Below are 25,666 nucleotides of genomic sequence, written 5' to 3' on the forward strand. Positions count from 1 at the left end.
GGCACGAAGCACCAGCCGAGTTCATTTTTTACGTTGCGACTGAGTAGAGGGGAAACAAACCCAATAACATCGAAGACATCATGATGAGTAGGGATAGCGCGAGTGACCATTTGAACGTGTATTTCTGATGGTCGCTGAATTCCACGCCGGCGAGACCCACGAGTAAGTAAGTGGAGGCTACCAGTGGGCTGAGTAGGTGCACCGGCTGACCCGCCATAGACGCGCGTCCTATTTCTGCGGCGGAGATACCGTATGCCTCTGCAGCATGAGCCAGCACTGGGAGTACGCCGTAATAGAACGCATCGTTAGACATGAAGAAGGTGCCGGGAATGCTGATCAAGGCGGTGATCGGTGCGAGATAAGCACCCCACGACTCAGGTAAAGCCCACAGAAGCGTGTCGGACATGGCTTTTACCATTCCCGTCCCGGACAAGATGCCCGCAAAAATACCTGCTGCTAGGAAGATGGCTATCTGATTAAGTGCGGTCGGCGCATGAGCGGCAATACGTCGACGTTGGTCATCAATGCTGGGGTAGTTGATCACCAGAGCAACCGAGAAAGCCATCATGAACAGGATTGGCAGCGGCAGAAGCTCCACTACTAGGCTCTGTACGTAAACCCAAGAAATACGATTTTCTGTAAAATACACCGCCATTAAAGCCAGGAGGCCAAGATGGCAAAGCGGTATGAACTCCCCGACGCAGCCTCGGATCTGGTTGCAGATATCTTCACCAAAAATCAGCGCACCGGGCGCCCTCGGGCCGATGATCGCCTGATGCTAAACGGTATTCTCTGGGTGCTTTGCTCTGGCGCAGCCTGGCGAGACATGCCCGAACGATTCGGCCCTTGGTCAACGATCTATCAACGGTTCCGGGGATGGCGTGATTGCGGAGCTTTTGATCAGATGCTCAAGCGTCTTCATATCCGATTGAATGAGCAGGGTTTGATTGACTTGGAAACATGGATGATCGACTCCACTGCCGTACGAGCAACCCGGGCTCATCAGGTGCCGGGAAAAAAGGGGATTTGAAGAACCGCAAGACCACGCGCTCGGGCGCAGCCGGGGTGGCCTGACGACCAAGATTCACATGCTGTGCGACGCCAATGGTGTGCCTCTGCGTTTCCTGTTGTCAGGCGGACAAGCCAGCGATATAGCCTATGCCCAACCGCTACTCGATCAGGCTTGCATACCCAGCCTGCGCGGTCGCCCACGCAAGCGTTGCCGCTGGTTGCTGGCTGACAAGGGTTACGACGCTGAAGCGCTGCGCCAGTATTGTGATCGTTATCGCATGCAGCCAGTCATTCCGTTGCGAAGCATGAAGCGCAAAACCAAGCCAGGATTGCCTCGACTTTTTGATCGCCCCAAATATCGGCAGCGCAACATCATCGAACGCATGTTTGGCTGGCTGAAGGAGAACCGTCGCATCGTGACGCGCTTCGACAAGCTCGCAACAAGTTTTGCGGCGATGGTCTCATTGGCCTGCGCTATGCGGTGCTTGCGACAATACTTTACGTACAGAGCCTAGGTGACGATTTACTCGCATGCCCCGAACAATATACCCATAGCGCCCGCTCTAATTAACTTGGAGGATACTCATGCGACCCCAAACATCTTTATATTCGACCTTGATGGCACGCTGACCGACAGCGTGTACCAGAACGTAGCCGCATGGAAAGAGGCACTCGATTCCGAGAATATCCCGCTGGCCATGACACACACACACACACACACGGCGTATTCATCGGAAGATTGGTATGAGCGGAGTGCTGATGTTAAAAACCTTGTCCCGTGAAACGGGTGTAGAAATTACTGACGAGCAAGGAAGAATCTTAAGTAAAAAGCATGCGGCTGCGTATGAGGCCCTCAAAAGCCAAATAACGGCACTCCCAGGTTCAGTCGAGCTACTAAATACGCTCACCCACGAAAATATACAGTGGTGCATCGCAACCAGTGGTGGTGTTTCTACAGCCAAGATCAATTTAAAGGCGCTGGGTTTAGACATCAACGACATTAATATAATCACCCGCGACGATGTCAAATATGGAAAGCCTGATCCAGATCTTTTCCTTGCCGCAGCGCAAAAGCTCAAGAGACCCATTGAGGACTGCTTAGTGGTTGGAGACGCCATATGGGACATGCTTGCAGCAAGGCGGTGCAAAGCGACAGGTGTGGGCTTGCTCTCCGGCGGCTACGATATTAGCGAGCTAGAAAGAGCGGGAGCCCTGAGGGTGTACGAGGATCCTCAAGACCTATTGCAGCATTTTGAGGAAATAGCATCCCGACCTTGATTTTCGATAATCACCGTCAGGGCTTTTTATCAGCAGATTCATGCGTTTCGCCGATAACATTTCGATGCTTTGGGAGAGTGCAGCCCCCAGCGCCGTACTGAAACTCACTTCACTTGCGCAGGCGTTAAAGTAGGCTCGACAACGGTAACCAGTAGCCCTTCAGAACTTTGGATGCAGGGCAGGAAACCTTCAGTTCGCCGCGTATCTAGCCAGCCCCTGACTTTAAGCACATCGAAAATCTGCCCTTGATCCATCAACGCGAGAATCAGCTCGTCTGATATTCGATACCGACCGCACACCGGACAGTCACGCTCTTCCCACGGGCCGTCGCACATGACGCGTTGTGCAGCTCCCACACAAATCAGGCAATTCATCTCGATCACCATTTATTGTTGTAGTTATCTCTGGCCCAGGATGTTCACTCCTACCTGGGCCGCCTAGCTGCCCTACTTATTCTCGTCAGACTTTCCTTCCTGCATTTGGACAGAAGACTTGGTGCCACTGGAATTGTCTTTCGTGGCGTTATCCGCGTTGTCAAAGCATCCATGAAGCATGAATACACTGCATAGACATAAGCACATAGATAGCTTTTTCATGATCATTCTCCTGCTAGCTGTTGAATCTTTTCTACTGAAGAGGCCGGCCCAAAGGGAGCCGGCGAAACCGGAGGTTGGCGTTTAAGCTGCTGGCTTGAGTACAACCTTCGTCCAGCCATCGTCACGTGCGTCGAAGTGCTTATAGGCATCTGGGCCCTCGGCAAGCTTGAGACGGTGGGAGATGATCTGAGAAGGTTTTGCTCGGCCATGGTGGATTAGCTCAGCCAGGCGACGGTTGTAGACTTTGACGTTGGCTTGGCCCGTTCGAATCTGCTGCCCCTTGAACCAGAAAGCGCCGAAATCGAAAGCCATCTTGCCTTCCTTAGCCAGCTCATTTTTGGCTCCTGGGTCTTGCGGTACGAACACACCTACGACGCCGATGCCTCCGGTCGCTTTGGTCGAAGCGACAAGGTTGTTCATGGTCAGGTGATTAGCTTCATGACCATGGCGGTCGCAGCACTGATAACCCACGCACTCGCAACCGCGATCAGTGCCCTTGCCATGGGTCAAGTTCAAGATCTGATCCACCGCCTCTTTCTCAAGCGAGTTGATGGGCGTAGCGCCCATTTGAGCAGCAAGCTTCAAGCGGTCAGGATGATTATCGACTACGAACACCTGAGAGGCACCCTTGATCATGGCCGAGTGGGCAGCCATCAAACCAACTGGGCCGGCGCCGTAGATGGCAATACTTTCCCCGGGAAGGAGGCCTGCCAACTCGGTTGCATGCCAACCAGTCGGGAAGATGTCGGAGAGCATGACGTAATCTTCTTCACGTTCTTGCGCGTCCTCGGGCAACACCAGGCAGTTGAAGTCTGCATAAGGCACTCGAAGTAGTTCAGCCTGCCCCCCCTGATACGGGCCCATGTCAGCGAACCCATAGGCCGCACCCACGCTGCCGGGGTTAGCGGTCAGGCAAAACCCCGTCAGGCCTTTTTCACAGTTTTCGCAAAAGCCGCAGCCGATGTTGAATGGCAAGCATACCAGATCTCCTACCTTGACCCGATCTACGCCGGAGCCTACTTCGATGACCTCGCCCAGATTCTCATGGCCAAACACTCTGCCCGTTTCAAAAGAAGTACGGCCTTCGTACATGTGCAGATCAGATCCGCAGATGTTTGTGGCAGTCACTCGCACCAGAGCGTCGGTAGGTTTTTCGATTTTGGCGTCCGGCACATTTTGCACACTAACGTCACGAGGGCCGTTGTAAACGATGGCTTTCATTGCATTCTCCCAGAAGCAAGACGAAAGGGAATTTTCGTCAGCACATGTTTAATCTGTCCGAGGGAGCACGTATGTTCAAGAAATTCGATCCATGTCTGACGAACGGTACATTCCAAATGTCGCCCAAAAAATCTGAATTATTCGCCATTGAATCTCTCTCTTTTAAATCGATAAAAGATTGAGGGGTTGACTTGAGTTATCTGGATTGGGTGCAGTGGCCAGCTATGGCAGTGACGGTTATCGCCGCGTGGCTTATTGGCTCTCAACGTCCCGCGAGAAGAATGGCGGGGTTCTTCTGTTTCATTTTGAGTAATGTTCTGTGGGTCATTTGGGGTGCTTACGCCGGGGCCTATGCATTGATCGTACTGCAGATCTGCCTCTGTTTGATGAACTTGCGCGGTTGTAAAAAGAACTTTAGGCTCTGTACGTAAACCCAAGAAATACGATTTTCTGTAAAATACACCGCCATTAAAGCCAGGAGGCCAAGATGGCAAAGCGGTATGAACTCCCCGACGCAGCCTGGGATCTGGTTGCAGATATCTTCACCAAAAATCAGCGCACCGGGCGCCCTCGGGCCGATGATCGCCTGATGCTAAACGGTATTCTCTGGGTGCTTTGCTCTGGCGCAGCCTGGCGAGACATGCCCGAACGATTCGGCCCTTGGTCAACGATCTATCAACGGTTCCGGGGATGGCGTGATTGCGGAGCTTTTGATCAGATGCTCAAGCGTCTTCATATCCGATTGAATGAGCAGGGTTTGATTGACTTGGAAACATGGATGATCGACTCCACTGCCGTACGAGCAACCCGGGCTCATCAGGTGCCGGGAAAAAAGGGGATTTGAAGAACCGCAAGACCACGCGCTCGGGCGCAGCCGGGGTGGCCTGACGACCAAGATTCACATGCTGTGCGACGCCAATGGTGTGCCTCTGCGTTTCCTGTTGTCAGGCGGACAAGCCAGCGATATAGCCTATGCCCAACCGCTACTCGATCAGGCTTGCATACCCAGCCTGCGCGGTCGCCCACGCAAGCGTTGCCGCTGGTTGCTGGCTGACAAGGGTTACGACGCTGAAGCGCTGCGCCAGTATTGTGATCGTTATCGCATGCAGCCAGTCATTCCGTTGCGAAGCATGAAGCGCAAAACCAAGCCAGGATTGCCTCGACTTTTTGATCGCCCCAAATATCGGCAGCGCAACATTATCGAACGCATGTTTGGCTGGCTGAAGGAGAACCGTCGCATCGTGACGCGCTTCGACAAGCTCGCAACAAGTTTTGCGGCGATGGTCTCATTGGCCTGCGCTATGCGGTGCTTGCGACAATACTTTACGTACAGAGCCTAGCGTAGATGCTGGGGCTTTTCGTCTCGTGCCGGCGGCCAGCCAGAAGCTGAAAGCTTTATGCGCTTATCCCTTACTTGGATATCCATCAATCATTATGTTCGCTGCAGCAAAGTCATTGTGCGAAGTCTTGTAGTCGCTGTGCTTTGAAACCTCTAGCTATCGATAGATTTCCTGATCAACCTCACAACTTTACGTGTTGCATTGAGTCAACAGTGGTTCATGAAGTTATGCTTATACTTTGGAAGAGACTCTGCGCCAGGAAATTGTAAATGCTTCGGGGGAAAACCTATGCTTTCTGCGCTTGAACTGAGACGCATAATTGAATGTGGCTTTCTCCCGCTATCCTGTACCTGCACCTTCAGCCCAGATGGCTCACTGACAATTAAGGTTTACGAACCCTCCACGGGGCGCGTAGATCTCTTAGCCACTGGCGTTTCGGTTTCGGAACTGAACTCCAGTCGGGCCTTGGCGAATCTGATTGCGGAGCTACGCAGTGAGATCGCGACCTGCCAATCATCGTTTCGGGAGACTGCGCTGAAATCCTCGTCTTGAAAATATGATCGATTGTCAATTTCATATTAATGGCACAGCGACATTAGGGTAGGGTTTGTCTACCTTAGAGATTGATTAAGACCATGTCCCAAGAACGTGAGCTACAACTTGAACAAGCCTTTCTGGCCGTCCTTGCGGCCTTGGGACAAAAAGGCGCAAGCATTGAAGACGCTTGCGCTATGGCGGAACCAAGATGAGCAACGGTTTAATACTTGCCAATGGGATTTTCGGGCTGAAGAAGCTCCGCCACGGCAATCACCATGTCATCCAGTGACCAAGGTTTGTGTAGGTAAATAGTGTGGGCTGGCACTGCGGTGCTCTCGATCAGATAACCCGAGGTAAGGATCGCAGCGATGTGAGGCCACCTGCCTTTGACCATTTCTATGAACTCGATGCCCTGAACCCGGCCAGGGACGCCATGATCTGCGATTACCAAGGCGCATTCTTGGTTTGCTTCGAGCAGGTAGGTCAACGCATCATCTGCCTTTGTGAATGGGACAGTTTTCGCACCGATATCAGCAATGATATCGACCATGAGCGACAGCACGGTTGGATCGTCCTCAATGATGATGATCTCGCCGTGAATCGGCAGCAGTGCCTTCCAGTTGACGTTCAAGATGATTTCCTTAGCGAAAAACCGTTCAAGCAGCGGATGGCTACTTGGAGTGTAAGCGAAATTTCACGCTTAACTAATATACGGCTACCGCAAGCGTATAGCCGGCTTGAGTCATGTTCCGTAAAGATTACTAGCAGCGTAGCGAAGAAGCGTTCGGTGTCCTGCATTTCCGGCCGACCCGACCCGAGATAGTCCCTGAATCTATCGCCAAATGACCCTCATAGATATTTCCAGCGGCGGGCTCGCTTGCATTAGGTAGGTCTCTAGCGGGAAGTGCCGTCCGATGTAAATGCGGCAGTCTCCGTCACGGTGCGCAATGGAGACCAATTTAGCGTTCCGCCAATTATCTGTCCACCCATTACCCGTCGGCTCCGCTGAATACAGAGATGATACAGACGAGGCGTGTAGGAGAGACAGCGGCTCCGGTGAGGTGGGTAGTGGCTGAATCCTTAGTTACGATGACTGAACCGTGATGGTGAGCTACCTCACCGCGTGCCATTTCATAGCCAGCGTCTGGAAACGTGACGCATATCCTATTGCTTCCGGGGTTGCTCCGTTTTGAGCGATCCAAGTAAAAACTAAGCTACAAGAAGAGGCCGTTTTTTGATTTAGACCATAAAGGTCAGCAAAGTCAAAACCGCCGTTCTCGGTCGCGTTCCACCATGCTAAAAGAAAGTTTGCCACCTTGCTCGATTGCGTGGTCTCACGCTCAGCCAACGCCAGCAAGTGTTCCAACGCCGACTGTGTGGCCGTATCCATAACAGGCTCAGAAGTCGTATTTTTTGCGAACAGATGGACGGAGGCTGAGGAACCAAGCTCCGGCAAAGCACGCAGACGTTTATCCGCCGTGTCACCCCATAAACGGCCGGCTTCCACCGTATCTTCTAGACTTAAGAGACCTCGAGCGCTGAGCTCACGAAGGAATTCGAGGCCTAAGTCCAACGCTTCAAACAATCTGTGCCTATTAGACGAATTTTGAATCGCATTCAAATGCGAGAGTGATCGAGAGAAATACGGTTCAGGTAGGTTTCGGAGGCAGGGAGCGCTAGACATGAGTAAACGCCTCGGTGATTTTCATAGAAAGCTGAATACAGTTGATTTCAGCGCTGAGCATGGAAGATACGAAATCTAAACAACCCGACGTACCCGTTTTAGAACGTCAGCCGTTCCGTAATGGTCTGGTAGTTTATCGCAGAACGTGCTGATGCACGGATGCCCTTTCAAATGCGGAGAGCACGTTGGATTACATCGATTTGATTCAGTGGCCAGCGATGGCTGTAACAGTCATCTCAGCCTGGTTCATAGGCTCACAACGAGCGTGGCGCCGGATGCTCGCTTTTTGGGGGTTCATCCTAAGCAATGCGCTTTGGGTGGCCTGGGGACTTCATGCCGAGGCCTATGCGCTAATTGTTCTTGAATGCGTACTGTTGGGCATGAATGCCCGAGGATTCAAAAAAAACTACGACGGGTACCGTCATTCTTGAGTCTTCCGTTCTTATGTCTTCGAATTTTTCTTAATCCACGAAGGTTCATCAGAAAAAGGCAAACCTGCAATACGATCAATGCATATGCGCCTGCGTAGGCGCCCCAGATGACCCACAAGACGTTGCTCACGCTGAAGCACACAAACCCTGTCATTCGCCTTTTTGGTCGCTGCGATCCGATGAGCCATGCGGCCAGAACGGTGACGACCATTGCTGGCCACTGAATCCAATCCCAATAAGACAAATTATCCTCTCAATACATTATCGTGAGCCGGAGTGCTGCTTGGATACCAGGCTGATCAGTCAGGCTTCTCATCGTCGGATAGGGGGTTCGATTTGGCGAGAACGTAGCAGGGGTGAAGCTGACCATTGAGATGTGTTGTTACAACAACAGATATTAGTGACCACCCCCAGCGAGCTTGACGTTTACTTCATTGGTCGAAAGCGCTTCCATGATTTGCTCTGCCTCGGACATATGCATTTTGTCTTTCTCAAGCTGATGAGTTCATCTGTTAGGCGCCCGTCCCGGGTGAGGGTTCCTCTACCTAAGATCGTGGCCCTGATTGCCTGATCACCAAGCGCTTGAACCTTTATCAGAATGTGTTGGGCCTAGACAAATATCGAGATGTTAGGAGGAAAGGCGGTGGTTCGAGCGCCTCATAACTGCTCGGCTACACTGCTTCACGGATGACGGAGGTGGAGTTCATGCCGAGCCGAATGATGACCGTTAAAGATTTACAGGTGTATGTCTCCATCGCCGGCCAAGGCCCTCCGTTACTCCTACTTAACGGTCTGGGAGGTTTGATTAAAACCTTCGATGCTCTGCGCAACGAACTAGGTGACTACACAACGATCACGTTGGACGTGCCTGGTGTCGGCAAATCGCAAATGCCCCGCTGGCCGATGCGATTGCCAAGTCATGCCGATCTGATCGCCGAAATGCTCAAGCAACTGAGCATCGACCATGTTGATGTATTCGGCGTGAGTTGGGGCGGTGCATTGGCGCAAGAGTTCGCTCTTCGTCATCCCACCATGGTGCGACGGCTTATCTTGGCGGCGACCTCTGCGGGCCCAGTTCTACTGGTAAAGCCCGCCGACATCCTGGAATTCTTTAGAGGGAGCGCAGGCACCAAACAGCCCGAACGAGATGCTTCAGTCAATTCGACACAGGCACTGCTGCGCTTCGGTGTTGTAAAGCGAATGCTAACCGTACGCCTGCGAACGTATCATCACCAGTTAGCCGCTTTGGTAGGCTGGACAAGTCTGCTGCGGTTATCCCGTTTGCGTATACGCACGCTCATCCTCATCGGCGATCGTGACACCCTCGTGCAGCCATACAATGCGTATGTCCTGCGACGCTCAATTCCACAAGCCGAACTGCGCGTTCTTAAGGGCGAGGGGCATTTTTTCGTAGTGACCAGTGCTAGGCGAACTGCTGGTTTGATACGCGAATTTCTTTCTCGGCAGCAGAACGGTGAAGGCCCGGCGCCGGAGATCGCTAACCGCGCTGGTAAGCAACGTTTGCAGCGAACCAAGACTGCTTAACCTCTGCCATGCCAAAGCTCTTCCTGGTGTGTAGCGGCAACTGCCCCATGCTTCGGGTTTTCCCCACGTCCCTAGAAACTTAAGGGAATCTCCGTAAGCATCCAGAATGCCGCCAATCCGTTCAAACTCTTCGGTTCCCCTATGGTCAACCTGACAAGCATTGATCTGTCATGTCAGAGGTGAGCCAATGGATAACTATCACATCAAAAAAACGGAAAAACTTTGGGAGCTCGTCAAGGAGGGCGCCCAACGCGCCTCCAAGACCGCATCCACCAAAGCAGAAATTACCGAGATAGCGAGCGAATTTCTTCAGGGCAAGACTGCCTCTCTCAAAATCCACAAAGAGGACGGCACGATCCAAGAGGAGCGTACATTTCCTCGATCAGCAGATCCTAGAAAAACAAAAGGCTGAACCGGGCACTTGAAATGGTTGCGGCGCGCATTTCGCTGGCGCTGCGATGCAAGCAACCGACCTGAAGTCTCGGTCATCCCAAATGGATTTCGCTTCAACTACAGGTGCTGATGATGGTCATAGCATGTCTAGGATGGGGATCTTTGATTTGGAAGCCGGACACCTTACCGCTCGCGAGCGAGTGGTTTATGGACGGCCCCGTGTTGCCCATCGAGTTCGCGCGAGTCAGTGACAACGGAGATCTTACGACGGCCATATGCGCGAATGCGCCTGGGTGCACAGTGCTTTGGGCGATACTGGATCTGGACAACCTTGATGAGGCACGCGAGGCCCTTAGAATTCGGGAGGGGGTACCTCGAGATCGGGAGGATGGCATCGGTAGTTTCGTGGTTGGGAAGACCGTAGCGGGGGTCATTGCTGAATGGGCGATCTCCCGCCAATTGGACGCGGTAATCTGGACTGGATTGCCACCAAGGTTCGGAGGCATTGAAGGTTTAGTTCCCGCAGCCGAAGACGCTATTGCCTATCTTGGAGGCTTAAGCGGAGAAGAACGTGAGCATGCGCGCGTCTACATCAAAAAAGTGCCGGCTCAGATCGACACACCCTGCCGACGCGAGATAATGACAAGCCTTGGGTGGCAGTGATTGGCGTAGAGCCCCAAACGAACATCCCCACCACCATTGCACATTGGCGGCCCTGCGAAACTGGCTGAAATATCTTCACCAGACAAAGGAGGTGAGTTGGTCGATCTTCGCAAGCATCAGGATAGACCGTTTGGGTTTTGTCCGGCGTTTCACAAAGTGCAGGAGCCATCGAATTTTCTACGCTCTGGCGATGTTCGCTGCGTCCCGGGGTGCTCAGAAGCAACCGGTGAATGCTTTGATCTTTCTTTAGATGTACGGTATGAAGATTGCTCTGTTAAGCCCACCGCCAATTTGACGACGCGCACATGACGCTCTCCTTACCGATCTACACAAGGCTGACACCTAAAGCATTGTCCCTTTCGCTGATAGGTTTCATTCTTCTGGTCTGTTTTTCGTTGATCCTTGCTACTGCTTGGCAGATGGCGCAGTCGTCCGGTGAGCGAGTAGACGCGGCCAAAATAACTGTTTCGAACATCGTACTTGCCGCTGAACAGCAGGCCCGTGACACGATGCTGCAGGCCGACAATACTTTGCGAGATCTTGCTGAGCGTGTAGCGCACGATGGAAGCGGCCCTGACCAACAAGAGCGATTGGCGAAGCTGTTGGCCCGACAGGTGAGTAATATTGAAGGTGTTCAAGGGCTTTTCATCTTCGATGCTCACGGCAACTGGATGGCGAATTCGTTTTCGGAAGGCCTGCACACCAAAAACAACAGCGACCGAGCATACTTCGTTTATCACCGCGAGCACGATGATCAGTCCATCCACATCGGCTCCATAGTCGAAAGTCGAACGACTGGTGAGATGGTGATCCCTATCAGTCGGCGTATCGAAACAGCCGATGGAGCATTTGCAGGAGTTGCGTTAGCCACGGTTCCGGTTTCATATTTCCAAAGCTTTTTCAAGCGCATGGACGTTGACGACGCAGGAGTAATTTTCCTAGCACTCGATAATGGAGAACTTCTTGCCCGACGCCCGACAGTAGCAGCGTTGATGACGACCAATCTTTCCAAAGGTGAGATTTTTAGCCGCTACTTACCCCAGAGCGATAGCGGTACTGCAATTATCAAATCCATTGTAGATGGCATTGAGCGGATCTACGCCTATCGTCGCTTAGCTGGTCTGCCTATCGTCGCAGCAGCCGGAGTGTCGTACGAACATGTATTCGCTCCTTGGTGGTCATATGTTTACCAATCGGTTGCACTGGTAGGCTCCATCATATTGGCTTTGGCGTTTTTAGGTAGCTTGCTATATCGGCAGATCCAACAGCTGCTTGTCGCAGAGCGTGAGCTCAAAGCAATCCGAAAAGAGCTAGAGGTGATAGCCCATACAGATGGTCTCACTTCTCTAGCCAATAGAAGAAATTTTGACTTGGCTATGGATAAAGAATGGAAGCGTGCCACGAGAAATCAAACAAGCATATCCGTAATCCTTTTGGATATAGATGTGTTCAAGCAATATAATGACCAATACGGTCATTTAAGTGGTGATGATTGCCTTGTGCGCGTAGCGAACCTTATTGCAGCTAACGTCAATAGACCAGGTGATATCGCTGCTCGCTACGGTGGGGAAGAATTTGTAGTTCTGCTTCCGGACACTGAACTCGCAGGTGCGGTTATGGTTGCAGAGAACATTAGGCTTTCCTTGTTGAATGCAAAAATTCAACATTCAGCGAGCCCATTCGGCATAGTCACCATAAGCTCAGGTGTGGTCTCGACTGCTAAAACAGGAGAGGAGAATCATAAAGAGTTTCTGATCAAAGCTGACCGTTTGCTTTACAGCGCTAAGGCTCAAGGACGGAATCGAGTAGGAAGCTGAACACCGATGGCCTACAAAACGCCTCGAACGTTATCTCCAACTTCACCGCTACCTTGGGCTTCGACATGGAGCGTTAATTCCATCAGTGCAGCCTCCAGGGCGAGCTGATTTGATATCCTTTCCAGCACTTTCGATAACGAATATTCGCTTGCCATAAGCTTCCTTTATCCTTGAAATTGTCTGAGCGTAGCAGCGAGTTCGGGTTGGGCATGAGGTGTGTCGCAACCGTTGCGAGGCGTAGCTCAGCATCTCTTTTTTTTTCGATCCTTGACTTCGAAACTATTCCTGAAGACGCACATAGGAGGAGGTTATGAACAAAGCAGTTTTTACTGTGGGTCATTCGACAAAGCCTATCAATGTCTTCGTCCAGATGCTCCAGAGCTTCGATGTTGACGCCGTGATAGACATCCGGACTGTGCCTCGCTCCAGGACGAATCCTCAGTACAACTTGGATGTGCTGCCAGAGTTATTAGCCAAATCTGAAATCTTGCATTACCAGATCGAGAGCTTAGGCGGATTGCGAAAAAAATCCAAAAACGTCCCGGATGACATCAATGCATTTTGGGAAAATAGAAGCTTCCACAACTACGCTGACTACGCTTTATCGGATGAGTTTGAAGAAGGTTTGCGTCAACTGTTGAAGCTGAGCGACACCAAGCGTTGCGCCATCATGTGCGCGGAAGCGGTCTGGTGGCGATGCCATCGTCGTATAGTCGCTGACTACCTGCTGAACCGAGGGGCGGAGGTCTTTCACATTATGGACATTGGCAAGTCTACGAAGGCGATACCTACTCCTTCTGCCGAGCTAGTGGGAAGCAAACTTACCTATCCGAAAAAAGGCGAATCGAAAGAATAGCCTCCGTTTCGCCGAATTTTCCGTCGTTGAAAGTGTAAGGGTTTCTCCAGCCAAGTGACACCTTTTGCTAATGTCATCCCCCCTCGTACCCCAGCTAGAGTTTTCTACAAGGGGGGGTTGCGGAAGATAGGCTTACAGCCGTCTTAGCCTCCTGCAGCAGTTGTTCGGCGTACATGGCCGAATCATCATTCGGAGTCGGATAGCCTGTTGCTGAAAGAGCCTTCGCTCGCTCTTCAATGAGCAAGCGCTCAGGATCACGAGCGGCTTGGTAGGAGCGGCCAAGCACGCGCCATGTGGTATTCGTTCGTAGTTAAAAGGGGATGCGCGTGCAGTTAAATGCGAGCATGGAAGAATGCGATTGGGCTCAAATCGTGACGCTTAGATTTACCAGCAGCACTTTTCCTCCCTAATCCATTCAGTTCCCAAGGCTCTAGTGGGGGTGTTTAGGTGTGGCGCCTAGCCAGCTGTTGACATCCCAGCGCATTCAGCACGGCCGTGCGACCGATTAACGCGCACAAGCCTTCGGCAAGCGGAGCGCGCAGGCGTGCGGGATGGAAGTAACCGTCCGGCCATGTCATCTACCCAGCCCCGCAAAGCCAAGACATCGTGTGCACTCAAATTTAAGTGAGCACCAGATCTAGCCTTTTAAACGGGTATTTCATGCAGCCAACACTCGGTTCCTATTCCAAGGCCTTCAAAGCCCAGGTCATTCAATATGGGTGCCCAGCACGGCACTACAATTGCCAGCATCGCATTCAGCCGTAAGCGTGCCCGTGGAAGTCGCAAGGCTGGCATGACGCTTTTTTTTGTAAAATTTTTGACGATAGGATGAAGCGTACTCTTCAGAAACTGCTCGTGCCGCCGATGGCCCAGAGGAGCCAAATTCAACCTTCAAGGTTTCAATGCTAGTAAGCAGCTATAACAGCGTGTATGTGCTGTTTTCCTTCGCCGTAGCGATCCTGGCGTCTTATACCGCGCTGGACATGACTGGTCGAGTCACCCGTACCGAAGGCAAAGCATCGGCACTTTGGCTTGCCGGTGGATCTTCCGCCATGGGCACGGGCCTCTGGTCGATGCATTTTATTGGCATGTTGGCCTTCCAACTGCCCATCGAGCTGGGTTACGACCTGACGCTGACTGGCTTATCGTTGTTGATCGCCATCGCCTCCTCCGCCTTTGCTTTGTGGCTAGCATGCCAGACGGAAATGCCACTGCCGCGTTTGCTGCTTGGTGCGGTGCTCATGGGTATCGGAATTGCATCCATGCACTACGTTGGAATGGCGGCGCTGCTGATGAATCCTGTAGTGGAATACGTTCCGTCGTTGTTCGCGCTATCGGTGCTGATTGCTATCCTTGCTTCGGGCGTGGCTTTGTGGATCGCTTTCCGCCTGCGTGGCGAAGGTCAGTACATCAATCGTACACGCATCGGCGCCTCGTTAATTATGGGGTGTGCCATTGTTGGAATGCACTATACCGGAATGGCGGCTGCCCAATTTCCTATCGGGAGCGTGTGCGGAGCGGTCAATGCAGGCATTGATAGCAACTTGCTAATGGTTTTGGTGATTCTGATCACGCTGGCTGTCTGCGCTATTGCCTTGATCGTATCAATGCTTGACGTCCGCACCAGCATACTTGCCAGCTCCCTTGACCTCGCAAACAGTGAACTGGTGCAGCTAGCTCTTCACGACAATCTTACTCGCCTCCCTAACCGTATCCTCCTAAACGACCGTCTTCAGCAAGCGATTCATAAAGCCATCAGGCAGAAGAGCCACTTTGCCGTACTCTTCATGGATCTGGATGGTTTCAAAGCTGTTAACGATACTTACGGTCATCACACTGGCGACCAGTTGCTTCTGCAAGTAGCAAAGCGAATCAACGACGCCAAACGCGGCGAAGATACGGTGGCTCGCCTCGGAGGCGACGAGTTCGTTCTGCTTATCGATCCCGGCGAACCTGAAGACGCTGCGATGTTGGCGCAACGCTTGGTGGAAAATATTCGATTACCTTACGTACTTGGGCGGCAGACAGTGCATGTGTCCGCTAGCATCGGTATCGCTATATTCCCAGAAAATGGCCTAACCGAGCATGAGCTGATGGTCAATGCCGATGCGGCTATGTACCACGCCAAGGAGCAGGGCCGCGATGGCTACTGCTTCTTTGAAAAAGCTATGAACGTTAACGCTCACCTGCAGTTGGAAATGCAACAGGATCTGCGGTGCGCACTGGATCGGAATGAATTTATCCTGCACTTCCAGCCGAAGATGCTCGCCCCAAATGGCCCTATGATCGGCGTTGAAGCTTTACTGCGTTGGAACAAGCCAGGTTTGGGCTTGGTGCCGCCCGTCCGTTTCCTGCCCTTGGCAGAGCGTACTGGATTGATCGTGCCAATCGGTAGCTGGGTAATCCATGAGGCGTGCCGGCAGATGGCCGAATGGCAAGCGTTAGGCGAAGGTAAAGACGAATGGAGTATTGCGGTCAACATTTCGACGGTACAACTGGCCCATGCAAAGCTCGTTGATGTCGTGCGCAATGCCCTGCAAAGCAGTGGCCTGCCCCCCCGTTTCCTGACACTGGAAGTTACCGAATCTACGGCGATGCGGGACGCTGAAGCTGCTTTGATTGTTCTTGATCAATTGGCAGCATTGGGCGTGAATATCTCCATCGACGACTTTGGTACCGGTTATTCCAGCCTGCTTTATCTTAAGCGCCTACCAGCCAACGAACTGAAGATCGACCGAGGTTTTATCACCGAGCTGGCTAAGTGTAACGATGACGCGGCTATCGTTTCGGCCATAGTAGCGCTCGGTAAAACGCTGGGGCTGAGGATCGTTGCAGAGGGTGTGGAAACCGCTGAACAACAACAGATGCTTACCGAGTTGGGTTGCGACATTTTGCAAGGTTACCTGCTGGGCAAGCCGATGAGCGCAGAGAGGATGCTGGAAAGCTTAAGCGCGACCAAGACTCTAGCGTGATACTGCACAAGCCATAGATTCAAGTTGGTGCTTGCTGGTGCAATTTGCAGACCCGCTACATCACCTGATTTAAGCATCAGTTAAACATTCGAATTGGGATTTACGGCTTCTCCTCATTCGTCCGATAGTAAAATTCACTCTAAGGCTAATCAATGTTCAACAAGGCAATCAAGCAGACCTTGGCTGAGGCTCTGCAAAAGCTTCAGGCCGCAGAAGCAAGGGCCGTGGCCGTTGACCGTTCGACGGCAACAATTGAATTTAAACCCGATGGCACCATCATAGGTGCCAATGAGAACCTTCTTACCACCATGGGCTACCGACTGGAGGAGATCGTCGGACAGCACCATCGTATTTTCTGTTTTCCTGATTACCAGGCGAGTGCCGACTATCGTAAGTTCTGGCAGCGCCTGGCTGGTGGCGAGTACATACGTGAACGTTTCCTGAGGCGTAATAAGCAAGGCCTGGAGGTCTGGCTCGAAGCCAGCTACAACCCTATCCGAGGCGCCGATGGTCGCGTCGAAGGCGTGCTGAAGCTGGCCACCGACATTACTACTCAGGTGATCCGTGAGCAGGAGCAGAGCAGCATGGTTCAGGCCATCAGTCGCTCGATGGCTGCGATTTCCTTTAACTTGAAAGGTGAGGTTCTCGACGCCAACGAAAACTTCGAGCAGGCCATGGGCTATCGCCTGGATGAGATTCGGGGAAAGCACCACCGCATGTTCTGCACACGAGGTGAAGCGGACTCTCCTGAATACCGCGATTTCTGGGAGCGACTGAACCGTGGTGAGTTCTTCTCTGGACGCTTCCAGCGACTCAACCGGCATGGCGATACCGTCTGGCTGAGCGCAACCTACAACCCGGTATTCGATGCCAGTGGCCGGCTTTACAAAGTAGTTAAGTTTGCCCGTGATATTACGTCCCAAGTGCGCCAGCAGCAGGCAGAATCCGATGCAGCCACGCTCGCCTACAATATATCCCAGCAGACGGACAGAAGCGCTCGCCATGGTGCCGAGGTCATTAGTGAAACGGTCGAGGTGGTACAAGGCATAGCAGCCGAGCTCTCACGAGCGGCTGAAGGCATCACTGCAGTCAATCAGCAGTCAGAGATGATCCGCAGCATCGTGCAGACCATCCGAGGTATCGCCGAGCAGACCAACCTACTTGCTCTAAATGCTGCTATCGAAGCTGCAAGGGCGGGTGAACAAGGCCGAGGTTTTGCGGTGGTCGCCGATGAAGTACGAAACCTTGCAGCCCGCACGGCGCAGGCCACCGTGGAAATCGTCGATGTTGTGAAGCGCAACCATGAACTAGCGCAGGATGCTGTGGAGAGCATGCAGGCTAGTCGCCAAAAGGTCGATCAAGGCGTCGATTTGGTCAGCCAAGCCGGCTTTGTGATAGAGGAAATTCAGAGCGGAGCACGGCAAGTAGTCGACGCCGTGCGCCAGTTCGCCGAGGCAAAGGAAGAGCTCTGATGTAACTGTATCGGGCACAACCTCGTAAGGCTGTTCCAATTTCTCACGATAAGCGTGCTTGTCCAATATGACATCATCGCTGCTTACTGGGCGCAACTGAACGTTTGCATCCGAGCATCACGTCTTACGCAATTAGACCGGTTGCCAAATATGCGGCAGCAAATGATCGATTTCACTCGCCCGCTGCGTCGGCAGGCGTGTGAGCACGTCCTTCAAATAGGCATACGGATCATGACCGTTGAGCCGCGCAGACTGGATCAAACTCATGATCGCCGCCGCCCGTTTTCCGCTGCGTAGCGACCCTGCGAAGAGCCAGTTCTTGCGTCCAAGAGCCCATGGTCGGATCTGGTTCTCTGCCCAATTGTTGTCTATGGGTACAGCCCCGTCATCGAGGTAGCGCGACAGCGCTGCCCAGCGTTTCAGGCTGTAATCGAGTGCTTTGCTGATGGCTGAGCCTTCGGGCACAAGGTCGCGCTGGGCGCTCATCCAGACATGTAGCATGTCCATTACCGGGACGGCTTTTTCTTTCCGTATTCGCCGCCGTAAATCCGGCTCCAGATCGCGGACTTCGCTCTCGATTTCGTACAACAACTGGATATAGCGCAGGGCTTGCTCAGCAAGCGTGCTTTTATTCGTAGCGTGCAGCTCGAAGAATTTGCGCCGTGCATGGGCCATGCAGCCGATTTCGGTCACGCCGAGTTCGAAGCTGGCTTTGTAACCGCCAAAATCGTCACAGACCAGCTTGCCCCTCCAGCCTTGCAGGAAGTTGCGAGCATGCTCTCCGGCACGGCTGGGGCTGAAGTCATAAACCACCGCTGCCACATCCGAGAACTGGCTGGTGGCGTAGGCCCAAACATAGGAACGGTGGGTTTTCTTTGTTCCCGGCATGAGCATTTGCACGGGTGTTTCATCGGCATGAATAATCTGCTGCCCGAGTACCACTTCGCGCAGCGCATCGACCAGCGGCTGCAACTGAACCCCAGTCACGCCAACCCATTCGGCCAAGGTTGAGCGTGGAATCGCCAGGCCCGCTCGACCGAAGATCGATTCCTGACGGTAAAGCGGTAAATGGTCAGCAAACTTGGCAATCATGACGTGGGCCAGCAGCCCAGCGGTTGGGATGCCCTTGTCGATGATCTGAGCCGGAACCGGTGCCTGGATAAGCGTTTCGCAGTCATCGCAGACCCATTTGCCACGTACATGACGCTCGACGGTGAACACGCCCGGTGTGTAATCCAACTTCTCACTGACATCTTCACCGATGCGTTTCAGCGCGCAGCCGCATGGGCAGTGAGTGTTGTCAGGTTCGTGATGGATCAGTGTGCGTGGAAACTCAGCCGGCAATGCAGTGCGCTTGGGCTTCTGCTTTTTCTCGGTCGCCGCTGGCACTGTTTGCAAGGCCTGAAGCTCTGCTTCAATCGCTGCGATATCTGTATCGATCAGGTCATCGAGCAAACTGGCCTGCTCAGGATTCATCTGCTCGCTGCGCTTGGCAAATTTCAAGCGCTTGAGCTGCGCAATTTCGAAGGTCAGCTTCTCGATCACCGTCTGATCGCGGTTGATCTTCTTGCCCATGGTTTCGACCGTCTTACCCATTGTTTCGACTTGCGAGAGCAATTGCGCAGCTAAGGCACGCAGTTGGTCGGGAGTCATTTGGTCGAGATTGGGAGAAGAAGTCATGCGCCGAATTTTGCCAGAGCAGGCGCTTCGCGGCGATAGACCGATAGGCTAATGGCAGCCGTTAAAGCAGTGTGATCGAGCCGCCGGAACCTGCTCGTTGCCATGGCAGGCCCAATACCAAGGCTTGGAGTTGCTCGGTGTCCAACTGCATTTCAGAGCCATGACGAATGCTTGGCCAGTGGAACTTGCCCTGGCTCAACCGGCGCGCCGCCAGCCATATGCCGAAGCCGTCATGCACCAGCACTTTCATGCGATTGGCGCGGCGGTTGGCGAAAAGATAAGCACAGTGCGGCTGCGCCGCACCGAACACCGCAATCACCTTGGCTAATGCCGTTTCGGTACCAGCGCGCATGTCCATCGGCTCGGTGGCGAGCCAGATGGAGTCGATGCGAATCATCGCAGAAGGTCTCGAAGAAAGGTCGCGCAGGCAGCAGCATTTTCAGTGGGCCAGTTCACTGTGACGGTGCCACGCGGGTGCTGTATTTCAACGCAAATATTCGATGATGATGTGTGGGATTTCGCCCCTGCCAGCGGCACGGGTAACGGAATAAATGCAGGTTGCAGCGCCGTGCTTTTCTGCGCTTGCAGGCGAATCCATTTGTGGACGAGGTTTGCGTTGAGGTTATGGCTGAGTGCGATGCTGGCAATCGAAGCACCGGGCTGGGCACACTCTTGAATGACCTGAGCTTTGAAGGATTTGGAATAGGAACGGCGTGTTGGCTGCATGAAATACCCGCTTAAAAGGCTAGAACTGGTGCCCACTTAAATGTAAGTGCACACCATGTCTTGGCTTTGCAGGGCTGGGTAGATGACTTGGCCGTACGCATACGATGCCGTGGCTGATGGCGACACTGGAAATGGATGCGCCAGGTTGCAGGCATTCCTGAACGATCTGGGCTTTGAACGGTTTCGGATAAGAGCTTCGTTGGCGCATGGAAATCCTGGCGATAAGGGGGATCGCGTCCGCTTAAAAATACGCGGACACCATCGCCCCTAATGCTGGAGTTCGGAAGGTGAGTTCGCCGGACGCTTACGGATGGAAGCCCGAAGGGCCGAGATGCCGGCGCTTGCGCCAAGGCTCGGTTGACGACAGCCCCTCCCCGAAGGGGCACGCCCTAGCATTAGAGTAGTGCCGCGAACTGCTCCAATTGGTGAGCACATTGAGAGAGTCGAAAGCGCATCCGACTCTAGATCGGGTTTTCGATCGCATGCAGTCCGAGCTCAGCACATCGATTGATACTTTCGAAAATCCACCGATCTAGGGCCCTTGGGGCGGATGCACCTCTTCGCATCGACGCCGCGCTCCATCCAGACCAACGACAACCCTAGCTGAAGGTTTGCGTACGCAGCCACGCTTCCACTTTTTGCCATCGGCCCACCTCGGAAAGCTTTGACCTGCCTGTATCTAGAATCTCAAGCAGTCGCTGTCTCTCAGCAGGTGAGGAGAACCAGTCATCAATCTCGACGCTGCAGTGGTTGGACTCGCTCAATGCCCATCTCACGATCATGTCCGCAGCGGCTCTGTAGTGATTCGCCATGAACAGGCGATGGCCATCCATAGACCATCCACGCTTTGCTAGTTCATCGGTCACGTCAATGATGCCAAGGTCACCAAAGTAGGCTGTGGTGTCAGGATAATGGATACCTGCCAACGACACCTTGGCCTCCCCGGATTCCCGATCAAAATAGGAAAGGAAATGCCACCCACCTGTGGTGCTTCCAGGATGAGGGAAGTTGATGGCGGCTTTCCCTGTTATGTAGTGCTTGTGCGAGACGCGTTTGAGGTCAAAGTCGAAAAGCGGTTGGGCCATGAGGGCTACGCTCGTTAGTACCGGGCCGATATTCGAGTTACAAGATCAATCAGCCTAATCCATCAGGATCTTTTAAGAACTCTTGGGCGATGTGAAGTGTAGATATGTGGTGAAGATAGACGATCAAGCTGTCACAGGGGCCGGCGGGGCCATCTTATGTGGATTGGCATTTGCCTTGGATTTGGCTAGGTGATGTGACGGACGACTCGATGGTCGTCGACCCCATTAGGCTGTTCCATGTCCGACTCGACTTCATTTGGTAAAGAAGAAGCTTCGTTGCTTCTTGAAAGCGATGATATCTGAAGTATGGATTTGGCTGGCCTTTCGTCTCGTTCCACCGGTAGCGGTGTGAATCTCGATCTCGGTGCTACCTAGTAGCGCAGTATTGATATCATCGCTATGGGCTGGAGTATTGTTATAAATCCTTTCGAAAAAATCCTTCACGGATAAAGATGGTACCGAGTCGTGGAGGAATTTTGGAATGTCCTCCTTCAGCTGGTCTTTTGCTTGTTCTCTCGCCGACTCATTGAAGAGGTAAAGCGTCTTACCTTCGCTAGGGTCATGCGCGAGCATGCCAAGGCCAGATCTGCCGAAATGAGCCTGAGTCTCGCTATTTTGGTGCAGCCGGTCATTGTAAACCTGGCGAGCACGATACGAATTGGCGAGGTGTATCAGCCAATATCGCCAACCACTAGGGTTGTTGATTGAAAAAGGGCTGACAAATTTTGCACATTTCTTGAAGTTTTCGAAGACGATGTTTTCCGCCACTCCGAGCCATGCTGTCTTCGATTGCTTCTCTTCAAGAATCTCGAAGTCCCGGCTGCTCAGCTGCAAGTATGCCAATTGGTTCGACAGCGTTTTTGGATCGTGCTGCTTCAGGAAGGCCAGTAGAGATGAGATGACGAAAGTGTAGAAAACCTCCACCGATTCATTCAGATTCATCATGTCTATCAAGGTCGCAGTGTCAACATGACTGTGCCCACATTGATCTAGGTTGAAGATTATGTTCGGGTATTTTTCTGATTTGATCTGAGCTTTGATTCTTGGATAAGCATGTTCGAACAACTCGGTCGAGTAGCGGGTTTGGATTTTGAGCCGGCTATTCGAGATGCTATGGTGAAGGATAATTGGATTCAAGACTCCTTCCAGAATGCCGATTGCCATCCGCTCGGCGTCATTCAGGAAAAGGCTACACTCGATATCCACGAGGGGTAGATTGTTAACTGCCCTGTAGGTGTTGATGTCAGTTAACGCTCGATTCAGCTCTTCCACAAAAATTATGGGTGAACCGGCAGTGCCGCATTGATATCGGCCTGCGCCACTGAAGCCGTCTACTACAGCCAGGCGAAATTTTCTGACCTGCGGGTGCTTGCACCGTGTGATCACGTACTGATAAAAATAATCGCGAAGTATTTGATGCTTCTTCCTTGAGTGCTCTTCAAGAACTGCACCTTCTTCCCAATCATACTTCTTCTTAGCCATGGATATTCCTTGTCAGGCTACGGTAGTTCCACTAGGACATGCCCACCAGCTTTACTGGCATCTCATCCCAGGTTTTGCCACGGTATTCGCGACCGTTAGCTTTTTTCGAACGGCGGACATTATCTTTACCCCACGTCCCCCATTGTTTAAAGAAAAACGCCGTGCCACTTTCTAGGCATTGTGTGTAGATCTCATCAATCCACCCTTCTTTCACCGGTCGCGCTTTATTCCCGCTCTCGCCGCCGACAATCGCCCAGTCAATCTGCGTGAGATCGATTTTGCCTACTGGCCCTATGAGTGGTTCGAAGGAGATGAACCTGATCTGGGCAGGGGTGTCTTTCAGGAACTGAACACGTCCAGCGGCATCTTTATCTTCAATGGACGTGCCCAGCCAGACGTTGGGTAGAACCTCCGTGATGACTTCGTTGAGGATCTGTTTCATCCGCTCTGGGCGCTTGGTCAGAATTTGATAGTTGTGATGCGGGGTTTCTCGCATCACCTTCCACACGGCAATAATGAACTCGTCACTGACCTTCTCATGGAAGAGGTCGCTCATTGAGTTCACAAAAACTTTGCGGGGTTTCTTCCAGCGATACGGAATCGCCAAGGAGTCATGGTCTTCGACAATAGAGCCGTTCCAGACGATGCGCTTGTTCTTTTTGCGGGTCAAACCCATGTACTTCGGGGTGCCCATGGCTTCAAGCCGACGTGCCATTTCCATGGCATAGCAGTTTTTGCACCCGGCACTAATGATGGAGCAGCCTGCTACCGGATTCCAGGTAGAGTCTGTCCACTCAATCTGTGTCTCTGCCATATCCTTCTTAGCCCCCTCGTTTGCGATCCTAGCCGGTGCATTTCTGACCGAACGAGCCGAATTCAATGGCTATCATAATGAATTCCTCGCTGATAGGGCAGTCACGACCACGGTCATCAATCCGCATCACGGAAGAATGCAGGCTGCATTTTGTCCAGATAGCGCTTGGTTCGCGCTTGGCGCCGGTGCCGTAAGGAAAGTCCTGTGGTTTTGAACGTTTGATGCTGCCATGACATCATGGCTTTTAGATGGTGGGCTGTCGCGATTGCGAAAGAACACGACCTATCCAGCCTGAACACTACCCAGGGCGTGATTTTAGGCCGAGTTCATTGATGGAGCTTTCGATGTTTGATCCGCAAAAAATCCATGAAGATGACGTCGGGGCCTATACGTGGTCTGGTTTCGCTTGCCGTGAATCTCCCTCGGCTGAAGACTACCTGAGCTATGCCCGAGCAGACCTGAAGGATGGAGACACTCCAAGACACCTCATAAACGCACTAGCGAACGCAAAAAGGGCTCTTCACATGCGTATGGAGGATGCCTGCCTTGGCTTCGGTGCGGGTAGTCTTGATAATATGAGAGGGTTTCACCGCCTCTCTAAGTACCTGAAGAAGTGCGGCCTACCGGCTCCGGACGTTCTTGAGAAATTCAACAGTACAAGAAACAGCATTGAACATGACTTCACCGTCCCGTCGAGAGAGATAGTGGAAATCTTCACGGATGTCACTTATCTGTTTTTGAGTGCAACTGATAGGTGGTCTGTACGCCAGCCTGACGACATAGAGCTGAATGAGCTGAATCACTCCAAAGATCGTCTGCTAAACGGCGTTAGCTACAACTGGCGCGCAGGCCAAGTTAAGTTGCTAATAAGTGAGCCTGGTGATCGGTCTCGGGGTTATCCACATAGCATCACCTACACGAATCAAGATCCCGAATTTTTTCATTGGGTCACATTTGCGGTGACACACAGCTCGTAGCGGCAACTCCAAATGGGCTTGTCGGATCACGACTTAAACATGCTGGCGATGACCCGAGCGTTCAGTAATGCGTTGTGGGATAGGTAAGTTTCGTCGTTATTGGCATCGAGCGTCGTTGCGTCACAGGGGGAAGTTTGGAGCATTCCTAGGCCACGGGGCTCGTTCATATGCGAATTCAAAGGAAAGCACTCAACCCTAGCCTGATCGTCTGAGATTTAGCGAACATGGCTTGGCTGAAGAGTGTGGGGGGAGATGGCGCGCCGGAGCTTTACCACTAAAATTAATAAGTGCGTGGACGAGGCTGCAAATCGGCGGGAGGCCCACGGGAAGGCTCTTGCTAAGGACGCTAGATACAAGCAGGATGGTGATAGCGCATTGATACCAAGGAAGGAGCTTCGAAATGCCGTACTCACACCAGTTCGTGTGCTTGGCCAGCTCGAAAAAGCCATATGGCCGCTGTATCGCTGGCAAGCTGTGGGGAGGAGAGAACCATGGGGCGTGGATCCGCCCGGTGAGCAATCGTGAGCATGACTCAATCTCGGATGCGGAACGTACGTACGCTAATGGTCGGACAGCACAGGTTCGGGATCTGACCACAGTGACGTTCTCCGGGTTACAGAATCATCCTTACCAGCATGAAAACCATCTTATCTGCCATCCACCTTTGTGGGCGTCGCAGGGCCAATTGAGTCTGAACGATATCGCACAACTTGAAGACCATCCCGAGACACTCTGGGAATCTGGTCATCACAGTCGGTGCGGTGTGAATGATCGTGTTCCCCCGGAATCCTTGAACGTTCGTCGGCAATCGCTCTTCCTAATTCGGCCAGACAGAGTTTCTGTTAGGGTTTCAGCAGAAAGCGCCCAATGGGGTAATCACAGACTCAAGGCTCGTGCATCGTTCTCGTACAACAGGATTCAGTATGCATTCAGCGTCACAGACGAGCTTGCCGAGAGTCATTTCATAGGTCTTGGTGCAGGTACTCACCAACCTGAAGGGATCACTTATTTTACGGTGAGCCTAGGTGATATCGACCCCAACACTGGCTACGCCTACAAACTCGTGGCAGCCATTCTTTGACGGAT

The 25,666-nt window shown here is 52.5% G+C and carries 23 protein-coding genes and 4 pseudogenes; 15 read left to right on the forward strand and 12 right to left on the reverse strand.

Annotated elements, in window-relative coordinates; all coding sequences use genetic code 11:
* Window positions 1-28: 28 nt before the first annotated feature.
* Window positions 29-607 (reverse strand): annotated as a pseudogene (locus tag FEE99_RS11720) (SLC13 family permease); the annotation flags it as partial.
* Between the two features lie 66 nt (window positions 608-673).
* On the opposite strand from FEE99_RS11720, the gene FEE99_RS11725 reads away from it, so the two are divergent.
* Window positions 674-1,526 (forward strand): IS5 family transposase gene (locus FEE99_RS11725; protein WP_156497531.1). Its coding sequence is split into 2 segments (ribosomal slippage): window positions 674-1,015 and window positions 1,017-1,526, totalling 852 coding nucleotides; the frame shifts between segments, so codons are not numbered across the junction.
* Between the two features lie 70 nt (window positions 1,527-1,596).
* Window positions 1,597-2,289, forward strand: a pseudogene (locus FEE99_RS11730) (HAD family hydrolase).
* 677 nt (window positions 2,290-2,966) lie between these two features.
* Here the strand turns inward: FEE99_RS11730 and FEE99_RS11735 are convergent.
* Window positions 2,967-4,106, reverse strand: coding sequence for a glutathione-independent formaldehyde dehydrogenase (locus FEE99_RS11735; RefSeq protein ID WP_041479743.1), 1,140 nt, complete (start codon window positions 4,104-4,106; stop codon window positions 2,967-2,969).
* 224 nt (window positions 4,107-4,330) lie between these two features.
* On the opposite strand from FEE99_RS11735, the gene FEE99_RS11740 reads away from it, so the two are divergent.
* The 3 genes from FEE99_RS11740 to FEE99_RS11750 all read left to right on the forward strand — a co-directional run bounded on the left by FEE99_RS11740 (window position 4,331) and on the right by FEE99_RS11750 (window position 5,998).
* The gene (locus tag FEE99_RS11740) at window positions 4,331-4,537 is read left to right on the forward strand and encodes a hypothetical protein (protein ID WP_064361071.1); all 207 of its coding nucleotides are present in this window, start codon (window positions 4,331-4,333) and stop codon (window positions 4,535-4,537) included.
* A 56-nt stretch (window positions 4,538-4,593) separates the two neighbouring features.
* Window positions 4,594-5,446 (forward strand): IS5 family transposase gene (locus FEE99_RS11745; protein WP_156497532.1). Its coding sequence is split into 2 segments (ribosomal slippage): window positions 4,594-4,935 and window positions 4,937-5,446, totalling 852 coding nucleotides; the frame shifts between segments, so codons are not numbered across the junction.
* A 288-nt stretch (window positions 5,447-5,734) separates the two neighbouring features.
* Complete coding sequence (locus FEE99_RS11750; RefSeq protein WP_081932520.1) at window positions 5,735-5,998, forward strand: DUF1652 domain-containing protein; 264 nt, start codon at window positions 5,735-5,737, stop codon at window positions 5,996-5,998.
* Between the two features lie 205 nt (window positions 5,999-6,203).
* Here FEE99_RS11750 and FEE99_RS11755 read toward each other — a convergent pair whose 3' ends face one another.
* Window positions 6,204-6,614, reverse strand: a complete 411-nt coding sequence (locus FEE99_RS11755) for a response regulator (protein WP_041478930.1) — start codon at window positions 6,612-6,614, stop codon at window positions 6,204-6,206.
* 480 nt (window positions 6,615-7,094) lie between these two features.
* Entirely contained in the window at window positions 7,095-7,490 is a 396-nt protein-coding gene (locus FEE99_RS11760; protein ID WP_208601939.1) for a DUF7673 family protein, read from the reverse strand.
* Between the two features lie 395 nt (window positions 7,491-7,885).
* Between FEE99_RS11760 and FEE99_RS11765 the strand changes: the two genes are divergently transcribed.
* Window positions 7,886-8,098, forward strand: a complete 213-nt coding sequence (locus FEE99_RS11765) for a hypothetical protein (protein WP_371924083.1) — start codon at window positions 7,886-7,888, stop codon at window positions 8,096-8,098.
* On the opposite strand, the gene FEE99_RS11770 is transcribed toward FEE99_RS11765, so the two are convergent.
* Entirely contained in the window at window positions 8,064-8,309 is a 246-nt protein-coding gene (locus FEE99_RS11770) for a hypothetical protein (RefSeq protein ID WP_420480641.1), read from the reverse strand. The genes FEE99_RS11765 and FEE99_RS11770 overlap by 35 nt on opposite strands.
* Window positions 8,310-8,818: 509 nt before the next feature.
* Between FEE99_RS11770 and FEE99_RS11775 the strand changes: the two genes are divergently transcribed.
* The 7 genes and pseudogenes from FEE99_RS11775 to FEE99_RS11805 form a co-directional block, all read left to right on the forward strand.
* Window positions 8,819-9,643 (forward strand): alpha/beta fold hydrolase, encoded by an 825-nt coding sequence (locus FEE99_RS11775; RefSeq protein WP_237143813.1) that lies wholly within the window; start codon window positions 8,819-8,821, stop codon window positions 9,641-9,643.
* A gap of 187 nt (window positions 9,644-9,830) precedes the next feature.
* Complete coding sequence (locus FEE99_RS11780) at window positions 9,831-10,055, forward strand: DUF2188 domain-containing protein (protein WP_041478933.1); 225 nt, start codon at window positions 9,831-9,833, stop codon at window positions 10,053-10,055.
* Between the two features lie 949 nt (window positions 10,056-11,004).
* Entirely contained in the window at window positions 11,005-12,516 is a 1,512-nt protein-coding gene (locus tag FEE99_RS11785; RefSeq protein WP_081932522.1) for a sensor domain-containing diguanylate cyclase, read from the forward strand.
* A 310-nt stretch (window positions 12,517-12,826) separates the two neighbouring features.
* Window positions 12,827-13,372 carry a DUF488 domain-containing protein gene (locus tag FEE99_RS11790; RefSeq protein ID WP_041478934.1) on the forward strand — a complete coding sequence of 182 codons (546 nt, stop codon included), beginning with the start codon at window positions 12,827-12,829 and terminating at the stop codon, window positions 13,370-13,372.
* Between the two features lie 902 nt (window positions 13,373-14,274).
* Complete coding sequence (locus FEE99_RS11795) at window positions 14,275-16,344, forward strand: putative bifunctional diguanylate cyclase/phosphodiesterase (RefSeq protein WP_143979135.1); 2,070 nt, start codon at window positions 14,275-14,277, stop codon at window positions 16,342-16,344.
* Window positions 16,345-16,496: 152 nt separating this feature from the next.
* A pseudogene (locus FEE99_RS11800) lies at window positions 16,497-17,225 on the forward strand (PAS domain-containing protein); the annotation flags it as partial.
* A 153-nt stretch (window positions 17,226-17,378) separates the two neighbouring features.
* Window positions 17,379-17,816 (forward strand): annotated as a pseudogene (locus tag FEE99_RS11805) (methyl-accepting chemotaxis protein); the annotation flags it as partial.
* 132 nt (window positions 17,817-17,948) lie between these two features.
* Here FEE99_RS11805 and tnpC read toward each other — a convergent pair.
* The 7 genes from tnpC to FEE99_RS11840 form a co-directional block, all read right to left on the reverse strand.
* A complete protein-coding gene (gene tnpC, locus FEE99_RS11810; RefSeq protein WP_034128274.1) occupies window positions 17,949-19,496 on the reverse strand; it encodes an IS66 family transposase in 1,548 nt (515 codons plus the stop codon).
* Between the two features lie 61 nt (window positions 19,497-19,557).
* Window positions 19,558-19,893 carry an IS66 family insertion sequence element accessory protein TnpB gene (gene tnpB, locus FEE99_RS11815; RefSeq protein WP_009682493.1) on the reverse strand — a complete coding sequence of 112 codons (336 nt, stop codon included), beginning with the start codon at window positions 19,891-19,893 and terminating at the stop codon, window positions 19,558-19,560.
* Window positions 19,890-20,222 (reverse strand): IS66-like element accessory protein TnpA, encoded by a 333-nt coding sequence (gene tnpA / locus FEE99_RS11820; protein ID WP_009682494.1) that lies wholly within the window; start codon window positions 20,220-20,222, stop codon window positions 19,890-19,892. Before tnpA ends, tnpB begins: the two co-directional genes overlap by 4 nt.
* 19 nt (window positions 20,223-20,241) lie before the next feature.
* Complete coding sequence (locus tag FEE99_RS11825; protein WP_082817310.1) at window positions 20,242-20,430, reverse strand: transposase; 189 nt, start codon at window positions 20,428-20,430, stop codon at window positions 20,242-20,244.
* Window positions 20,431-20,821: 391 nt separating this feature from the next.
* Window positions 20,822-21,307: a hypothetical protein gene (locus tag FEE99_RS11830; RefSeq protein ID WP_041478935.1), complete on the reverse strand. Its 486-nt coding sequence runs from the start codon at window positions 21,305-21,307 to the stop codon at window positions 20,822-20,824.
* Window positions 21,308-21,559: 252 nt separating this feature from the next.
* Window positions 21,560-22,789: a three-Cys-motif partner protein TcmP gene (locus FEE99_RS11835; protein ID WP_041478936.1), complete on the reverse strand. Its 1,230-nt coding sequence runs from the start codon at window positions 22,787-22,789 to the stop codon at window positions 21,560-21,562.
* 31 nt (window positions 22,790-22,820) lie between these two features.
* Entirely contained in the window at window positions 22,821-23,603 is a 783-nt protein-coding gene (locus tag FEE99_RS11840) for a phage Gp37/Gp68 family protein (protein ID WP_041478937.1), read from the reverse strand.
* Between the two features lie 344 nt (window positions 23,604-23,947).
* Between FEE99_RS11840 and FEE99_RS11845 the strand changes: the two genes are divergently transcribed.
* Window positions 23,948-24,580 carry a hypothetical protein gene (locus tag FEE99_RS11845; RefSeq protein WP_052392179.1) on the forward strand — a complete coding sequence of 211 codons (633 nt, stop codon included), beginning with the start codon at window positions 23,948-23,950 and terminating at the stop codon, window positions 24,578-24,580.
* 400 nt (window positions 24,581-24,980) lie between these two features.
* Window positions 24,981-25,661: a dual OB domain-containing protein gene (locus FEE99_RS11850; protein ID WP_143979042.1), complete on the forward strand. Its 681-nt coding sequence runs from the start codon at window positions 24,981-24,983 to the stop codon at window positions 25,659-25,661.
* The last annotated feature ends 5 nt before the right edge of the window (window positions 25,662-25,666 follow it).

This window comes from Pseudomonas sp. ef1, from assembly GCF_007293365.2.
Classification (GTDB): Bacteria; Pseudomonadota; Gammaproteobacteria; order Pseudomonadales; family Pseudomonadaceae; genus Aquipseudomonas; species Aquipseudomonas siliginis.